Genomic DNA, 7,336 nt, shown 5'->3' on the forward strand with positions numbered 1-7,336 from the left:
GGGAACAGGCAGATGGCCGACGAGACCGACGACACGGCAGCGCAGGCCGAGAAGACCGAGCAGACGGAGCAGCACGCCCAGGCGGCGCCGTCGCGCCGCTCCCTCCTGGGCTGGGGCGGCGCCGGGCTCGCGCTCGGCGCGGCAGCGGCCGGCGGCACGGCAGCCGCGCTGAGCACCGGCAGCGACCCCCGGCCCGTCGCGAACGAGGGCGCGGCCGTGCCCTTCCACGGCCTCCACCAGGCCGGGATCGCCACCCCCGTCCAGGACCGGATGCACTTCGCCGCCTTCGATGTGAAGACGGACTCGCGCGAGGAGCTGATCGCGCTCCTCAAGGAGTGGACGAAGGCGGCCGCGGCCATGACCGCGGGCCGCCCGGTCGGCGAGGGCGCGGTCGGCGGCATCCCGGAGGCCCCGCCGGACGACACGGGCGAGGCGCTCGGCCTGAAGCCGTCCCGCCTCACCGTCACCATCGGCTTCGGCCGCACGCTCTTCGAGAAGGACGGCGAGGACCGCTTCGGCCTCAAGTCGCAGCTGCCCGAAGCCCTGATCGAGCTGCCGCTCTTCCCCGGCGACAACCTCGACCCCGACCGCAGCGGCGGCGACCTGTGCGTGCAGGCGTGCGCGGACGACCCGCAGGTGGCGGTACACGCCATCCGCAACCTCGCCCGCATCGGCTTCGGCAAGGTCGCCATCCGCTGGTCCCAGCTCGGCTTCGGCAAGACCTCCTCCACCACGCCCGACGCGCAGACCCCGCGCAACCTGATGGGCTTCAAGGACGGCACCCGCAACATCGCGGGCACCGACGCGCCCTCCCTCCGCAAGCACGTCTGGGTCGCCGAGAAGGACGGCCCGGCCTGGCTGGCGGGCGGCAGTTACGTCGTCACCCGCCGCATCCGGATGCGCATCGAGCCCTGGGACCGCACCTCCCTCAAGGAGCAGGAGGACATCATCGGCCGTACGAAGGGCGAGGGCGCTCCGTACGGCAAGCGGCGGGAGCGCGACGAGCCGGACCTCAAGGCGATGCCGGACGTCGCGCACGTACGGCTGGCGCATCCGGACAACAACGGCGGGGCGAGGATCCTGCGCCGCGGCTACTCCTTCACCGACGGCACGGACGGGCTCGGCCTGCTCGACGCCGGGCTGTTCTTCATCGCCTACCAGCGCGACGTACGCACCGGGTTCGTTCCCGTCCAGCAGAGCCTGGCACGTGCCGACGTGCTCAACGAGTACATCCAGCACGTGAGTTCCGGGCTCTTCGCCGTCCCGCCGGGCGTCCGGGACAAGGACGACTGGTGGGGCCGGGAACTCTTCGAGGGATCCAGGGAGTCGCCCGGATCCGAGGGGAAGGCCTCCTTATGTTCGCCAACTTCCTGATCGGCCTGCGCGAGGGCCTCGAGGCCAGCCTGGTCGTCTGCATCCTCGTCGCGTATCTGGTGAAGACCGGCCGCCGGGACGCGCTGCGGCCGATCTGGACCGGGATCGGGATCGCGGTCGGCCTGAGCCTGGCCTTCGGCGCCATCCTCGAATACGGCTCGCAGGCGCTGACCTTCGAGGCGCAGGAGCTGCTCGGCGGCTCGCTGTCCATCGTCGCGGTCGCCCTGGTGACGTGGATGGTCTTCTGGATGCGGCGCACCGCCCGGCACTTGAAGGCCGAGCTGCAGGGGAAGCTGGACCAAGCGCTCGCCGTCGGCACGGGCGCGCTGGTGGCGACCGCGTTCCTCGCGGTGGGCCGGGAGGGCCTGGAGACCGCGCTGTTCGTGTGGCGAGCGGTCAAGGCGACCGACGACGGCACGGCACGGCCGCTGATCGGCGTGGTGCTGGGCCTGGCCACGGCCGTGGTCATGGGCTGGCTGTTCTACCGGGGCGCGCTGCGGATCAACCTGGCGAAGTTCTTCACTTGGACCGGCGGGCTGCTGGTGGTCGTCGCAGCGGGCGTGCTGGCGTACGGCTTCCACGATCTGCAGGAGGCCCGGTTCCTGCCGGGCCTGGGCACCAAGGCGTTCGACATCAGCACGACGATCCCGCCGGACACCTGGTACGGCACGCTGCTGAAGGGGACGGTCAACTTCCAGCCCGATCCGACGGTGCTGCAGGTCATCGTCTGGGTGCTGTATCTGGTACCCACCCTCGCGCTCTTCTTCGCCCCCGGTAGGGTTGCGCCGACTCAAGCAGCCCCGAATGAGTCCGCGAAGGAGCACCAGCCCGATGAATCGCAGGTTGCCGAAGACGACGGCGTTCCTGTCAGCCACAGCGCTGTTGACGCCGGTGCTCACGGGGTGCGTGACGGTGCACGGCGAGCGGGAGATCATCCCGGCGGTGACGAAGGCTGAGGCGGCCAAGGCCCTCGAGCGGTTCGCGGACGGGTACAACACGGCGTACCGCGAGTCGGACCCCGCGGCCCTCGCGGGCGTCGAAACCGGGCCGCTCCAGGCGATGAACCAGCCCGGCGTGCGGGCGCAGCGCGTCAACCGGCCCGACGGCTTCCCCGGCTACCCCGATCTGAAGCTGACGGACGCCGCGTACACGATCCCGAAGCAGGCCGGCTGGCCGAAGTTCTTCCTGGCGGACGCCGACAGCAACCGGGACGAGAACCGCTGGCTGCTGCTGTTCACCCGTGGCGGGGCCGACGAGCCGTGGAAGGCCGCGTACCTGTCGATCCTGAGCGAGGACGAGGTCCCGGAGTTCAAGACCGACAAGGACGGCTGGGCCGAGCCCGTCGCGCCCGGCGCGGGACCGGACCTGGCGGTGAAGCCGGGCGAGCTCAGCACCGCGTACACGGACTATCTGCGCACGGGCGAGGGCGAGACGTTCGCCGAGGGCCAGGCGACGTCGGGGCAGCGCGAGATACGCAAGAAGCTGCAGCGGACGCCGCAGTTCTGGACGGAGTACGTCGACCAGCCCGCGAAGCCTCCGCAGTACGCGCCGGTGGCACTGCGGACGGCCGACGGCGGCGCGCTGGCCTTCTTCGCGGCCCACCACGCGGAGAAGCGGACGATGGCAGAGGGGTTCAGGGTCGGCGAGATCAAGGACGGCACGGCGAAGGCCCTGGTGACCGGGAAGCCGCAGACGTGGCTGTCGCTGTCGCGGATCTCGGAGTCGGCGGTGCGGATACCGGCGCAGGGACCGGTGGAGTTCCTCAACCGCCTGGAGGGCGTGACGTCGGCGAAGGGCGGCTGAGCGACCCTGGAGAAGTAGGCGGCCTGGCTGCGGCTGCGGCCGCGCTCACCGCCGCAGCGGCCAGACCGCCGACTCGTGCTCGGCGTTACCGTCCGCGAACTGGGCACACGCGTCCGTCAGCGCCTCCAGCAGCGTGAGCGGATCGGGCAGCGGCCGCTCGGGGCCGCGCAGCCAGCTCACCGAGCCCTCGGACGGCAGTTGCGCGGGCGGTACGAGCACATAGCTGCCGCGGCAGTGCCAGCGCAGCCCAGGGTGCTCGTCCATCGTCTCGGGGTGGCAGTCCAGTTCGCACGGCCACCACTCGTCCTCGTCGTCCGGGTGGCCGCGGGTGGCGGTGAAGAACAGCACGCGGCTCTGCGCCCCTTCGCCGCTCTCGGCGACAGGCCCGACCTCGATGCTCTCGGCCTCGAGCCGCTGCAGCGCGCTGTGCCCGGCCTCGGCCGGGACGTCGAGGACGTCGTGGTTGATGCCGGTGGCGGTGATGAAGTTGGCCTGCGGCTGGGCGCGCAGCCAGCGGCCGACCTGCTCCGCGTCGGTGGACGCCTGGGTCTGCCAGGCGAAGGAGACGGGGTGCCGCCCCGGGGTGGGACAGCCGATCCGCTCGCAGGAGCAGCCGTAGCCTTCCGGATACGCGGCCTGGGCGAGGGGGAATCCGGCGGCGGCAGCGGACAGCAGCAGGTCCTCGCGGCGGGCGTCCGCCGCGCCCGCCCCCGTACCGGCGCCCGTACCGCCCCTCGGACGACGGCGCAGCCACTCGGAGAACCTGCTCTGACGTTGCATCTATCCCCTCACTTCGAGCCGTTGCCCGATCAATGCTGCCACCATCCTGCTCCCCGAGTGGTACGAGTCCGCATCCGGGGCCCGGGGACCGCCATCCATTGGGGTGCTAAGGCAGGGCATACCAGGATTTCCGGACCTAGCGTTGTCTTCATGGTCACAAGGTCGCTGCTGGCGGGGGTCCTTTCGATCTCCCTGGCGGGGCCGGTCACTCCCCTCGAGTTCGGGCGCGGGCCCTCCGCGGGCAGGCTGCCGGAGACCGTCTACGTGGCGCACCGCGGCGGGGCACTCGAGGTGCCGGAGAACAGCATGGCGGGGCTGGCGGCGGCGCTCCGCAGCGGCGTCGTCCAGGTGCTGGACGTCGACGCGCGGATGCTGCGGGACGGCACGCTGGTGGTGATGCACGACCCGACCCTGGACCGTACGACCGGCCGGCGGGGGCAGGTGCGGAGTCTCTCCCGCCGCGAGTGGCGGCGGCTGCGGCTGCGGGCGGGCACGTGGCTGCCGGAGCGGTGGCGGCCGGGAAGGTGGCGGCCCGAGCGGCCGCCGACGGTGGCCGAGGTGCTGGACCGGTTCGGCGGGAGGGCGGTGCTCATGGTGGAGGCCAAGGACCCGGCGAGCCTGCCGGGTCTCGCCCGGCTGATCCAGGAGCGCAGACTCGCCCATTCGGTGTTCGTGAACACCAACCGGCCGTCCGTGGCCCGGCGGGCGCACCGGATGGGGCTGATGGCGCAGCTGTGGCGCTCGGCGGACCAGCTGCGCAACGACCGGCCCGAGCGGTGGCGCGATTTCGTGGCACTGCTGGACGTGGACCACGAGGCGCGGGACGCGGACCTGCGGCGGGCGGCCGGGTCCGGCATCCCCCGGGTGTGGGCCCACACCGTGAACACACCGGGCGACCGGGACCGCGCACTGCGAATCGGCTGCAACGGCATCATCACGGACGCTCCGGGGCGGCTGGCGTCGGCGCCGGTACGCGCGCGTGTACGGGCGCCGGTACGCGCGGGCCTCGGCGGGGGCTGAGGCTTCAGCGGGGGCTGAGGACTTCAGCCGGGCAGACGGCTGCAGCGGGGGCCGACCGCTGTAGCGGGGAAACCCGCGGAGCACGTACCGAATGCCGGGAGGAAGCGCGGGAGAACCGCGCCGACGCCTGACGTTTTCCCGGGATTCCGCAAGCCACCCGAACGAATCACTGTGACGGGAGAGCCTTAGGGGGCACCATGTGAGCGCGCGGGCAGCTCGCCTCTGCGCCCCCGTCACACACGTGAGGAGCCTCCTTGCGCCCATCCTTCGCCCCCCGCAGGTACCTGATGTGCCCACCCGCGCACTTCAAGGTCACGTACTCCATCAACCCCTGGATGGACCCGTCGAAGCCGGTCGACCTGGCGCTCGCCCTCGCCCAGTGGGAGGACCTGCGCGACCGCTACCGCGCGCTCGGCCACACCGTCGAGGTCCTGGAGCCCCGGCCCGACCTGCCGGACATGGTCTATGCCGCGAACGGCGCGACCGTGGTCGACGGGCGGGTGCTCGGCGCCCGCTTCGCCCACCCGCAGCGCGCCGCGGAGGCCGCGATCCACCGCGAGTGGTTCCGCGCCCGGGGCTTCACCGAGATCCGCGAGCCGGAGCACGTCAACGAGGGCGAGGGGGACTTCGCGGTCACCGGCTCCTGGCTGCTCGCAGGCCGCGGCTTCCGCAGCAGCCCGCTGTCGCACCCCGAGGCCCAGGAGTTCTTCGGCCGCCCGGTCATCGGCCTGGATCTGGTGGACCCGCGCTACTACCACCTCGACACGGCGCTCTGTGCGCTCGGCGGGGACGACGTCATGTACTACCCGGCCGCGTTCTCGCCCGGCAGCCGCGCCGTACTCGCCCGGCTCTTCCCCGACGCGATCATCGCCACGGACCGGGACGCGGCGGCGCTCGGCCTCAACGCGGTGTCCGACGGCCTGCACGTGCTGCTGCCGCAGGCGGCGGTGGGGCTGTTCGACCAGCTGCGGGAGCGGGGTTACGAGCCGATCGCGATCGACCTGTCGGAGCTGCTCAAGGGGGGTGGCAGCGTGAAGTGCTGCACGATGGAGCTGCGGATGGGGTAGCGGGGCCCGGCTGTTGCGGCCGGCCCGGCGGGCTCGCTCAGGTGCGCCCGGCCTGCCCCGCCTCGCCCGGTGGGGGCCACGCGTCGCCCCACTCCGCGTCGCGCGCGGCACGGTAGAGCGGGCCCTGGCGCTTGGTGACCGTCGCGCGGCGCAGGCCGTCGCCCGGCGTGCAGAGGTCCAGCAGGACCTGGCCCTTGCGGAGCTGGGGGTGCCGCACCACGCGGGCGGCCGCCTCTGTGCCCGCACCCGTGCCCGCGGTTGAGGGCACGGGAATGCCCAACGCGGCGACCCCGCGCACGGCCGCCACGTAGCTGAACTTCTCGTCCTCGTACGGCAAGGAGCCGCCCTTCACCTGCCGGTGGAGGGAGGACCGGCCTACACGGGCCGCGAAGTGGCACCAGTCTCCGCTTCGCTTCTCCCCCGGACTCCGTCCGGGCGGCGCTGCGTCCGGGAGGCCTGCCGCACCCGGCTCGAGCGGGCACGCGGCGCTGTGGGGGCACGGTGCGACGACCCGCAGCCCGCCTGCGATCAGCCGGTCCCGGGCCTCGGCGATGCGCCGGTAGCCGTCCGGTGTCCCCGGCTCGATGAGCAGTACGGCCTGCGCAGCGCGCGCCGCCTCGTCGACGACCGCCCTGCGGCCGTCCTCCGGGAGCTCCTTCAGCACGTACGAGACGGTGACCAGGTCCGTGTCGTCCGGCAGCGCGAGGCCGCCGCCGATCGCCTGGCGGCGCCACTCGGCGCTGCGCAGGGCGGGCTGCCCGGAGTCCGCGGCCAGCTCGCGGCCGAGCGCGAGCGCGGGCTCGGCCCAGTCCAAGACCGTCGTCCGCCGCTCCCCCTCCGGCCATGCCCCGGCCACGGCCCAGGTCGCCGCGCCGGTGCCGCCGCCGACGTCCACATGGCTCGCCGGGGTCCAGTCCGGCAGCCGCTCGCGGAAGGCGGCGAGCGCGGCCCGTACGGCTTCGAAGGTCGCGGGCATCCGGTACGCGGCGTACGCGGCGACGTCGGAGCGGTCGCGCAGCACGGGCGCGTCGGTCGGGGTGCGTCCCCGGTAGTTGGCGATCAGCCGCTCGACGGCCTGCGCGGCCTGCCGCGGCGGCAGCCCGTCGAGCAGCCGCGCGAGTCCGGCCCGCAACGCCTCCGGCACGGCGGGCGGCGCGGCGACGCCCGGACGGATGGACTCGGGGGAATGCATTCCCCCGAGTCTAGGCGCCGCCCGAGACACCCCCCTCCACAGCCCGGGCCGCCGCCCGCGCCCTGGGATTGGCCCCGACGCTGCCGGCACCCAGTCGGGT

Annotated in this window: 7 protein-coding genes; 5 read left to right on the forward strand and 2 right to left on the reverse strand. The window is 73.2% G+C overall.

From position 1 onward, the window contains the following. Window positions 1-12: 12 nt before the first annotated feature. Genes efeB through ACTWQC_RS13700 form a run of 3 tightly spaced genes read left to right on the forward strand, consistent with a single transcriptional unit; the run spans window position 13 to window position 3,177 of the window. The gene (efeB, locus tag ACTWQC_RS13690) at window positions 13-1,374 is read left to right on the forward strand and encodes an iron uptake transporter deferrochelatase/peroxidase subunit (protein WP_443315917.1); all 1,362 of its coding nucleotides are present in this window, start codon (window positions 13-15) and stop codon (window positions 1,372-1,374) included. Continuing rightward, window positions 1,356-2,330, forward strand: coding sequence for an iron uptake transporter permease EfeU (gene efeU, locus ACTWQC_RS13695; protein ID WP_443315918.1), 975 nt, complete (start codon window positions 1,356-1,358; stop codon window positions 2,328-2,330). Before efeB ends, efeU begins: the two co-directional genes overlap by 19 nt. After that, window positions 2,317-3,177 carry a hypothetical protein gene (locus ACTWQC_RS13700; protein ID WP_443315919.1) on the forward strand — a complete coding sequence of 287 codons (861 nt, stop codon included), beginning with the start codon at window positions 2,317-2,319 and terminating at the stop codon, window positions 3,175-3,177. The genes efeU and ACTWQC_RS13700 overlap by 14 nt, the downstream gene beginning before the upstream one ends. 45 nt (window positions 3,178-3,222) lie before the next feature. On the opposite strand, the gene ACTWQC_RS13705 is transcribed toward ACTWQC_RS13700, so the two are convergent. Continuing rightward, window positions 3,223-3,957 carry a bifunctional DNA primase/polymerase gene (locus tag ACTWQC_RS13705; protein ID WP_443315920.1) on the reverse strand — a complete coding sequence of 245 codons (735 nt, stop codon included), beginning with the start codon at window positions 3,955-3,957 and terminating at the stop codon, window positions 3,223-3,225. 150 nt (window positions 3,958-4,107) lie between these two features. Here ACTWQC_RS13705 and ACTWQC_RS13710 point away from each other — a divergent pair, with 150 nt between their 5' ends. Beyond that, a complete protein-coding gene (locus tag ACTWQC_RS13710) occupies window positions 4,108-4,977 on the forward strand; it encodes a glycerophosphodiester phosphodiesterase (protein WP_443315921.1) in 870 nt (289 codons plus the stop codon). A gap of 254 nt (window positions 4,978-5,231) precedes the next feature. After that, window positions 5,232-6,044 (forward strand): dimethylargininase, encoded by an 813-nt coding sequence (gene ddaH / locus ACTWQC_RS13715; protein ID WP_443315922.1) that lies wholly within the window; start codon window positions 5,232-5,234, stop codon window positions 6,042-6,044. A gap of 37 nt (window positions 6,045-6,081) precedes the next feature. On the opposite strand, the gene ACTWQC_RS13720 is transcribed toward ddaH, so the two are convergent. Further along, entirely contained in the window at window positions 6,082-7,236 is a 1,155-nt protein-coding gene (locus tag ACTWQC_RS13720; protein WP_443315923.1) for a small ribosomal subunit Rsm22 family protein, read from the reverse strand. Window positions 7,237-7,336 lie beyond the last annotated feature (100 nt).

Source organism: Streptomyces sp. 8N616, from assembly GCF_052246385.1.
GTDB lineage: Bacteria > Actinomycetota > Actinomycetes > Streptomycetales > Streptomycetaceae > Streptomyces.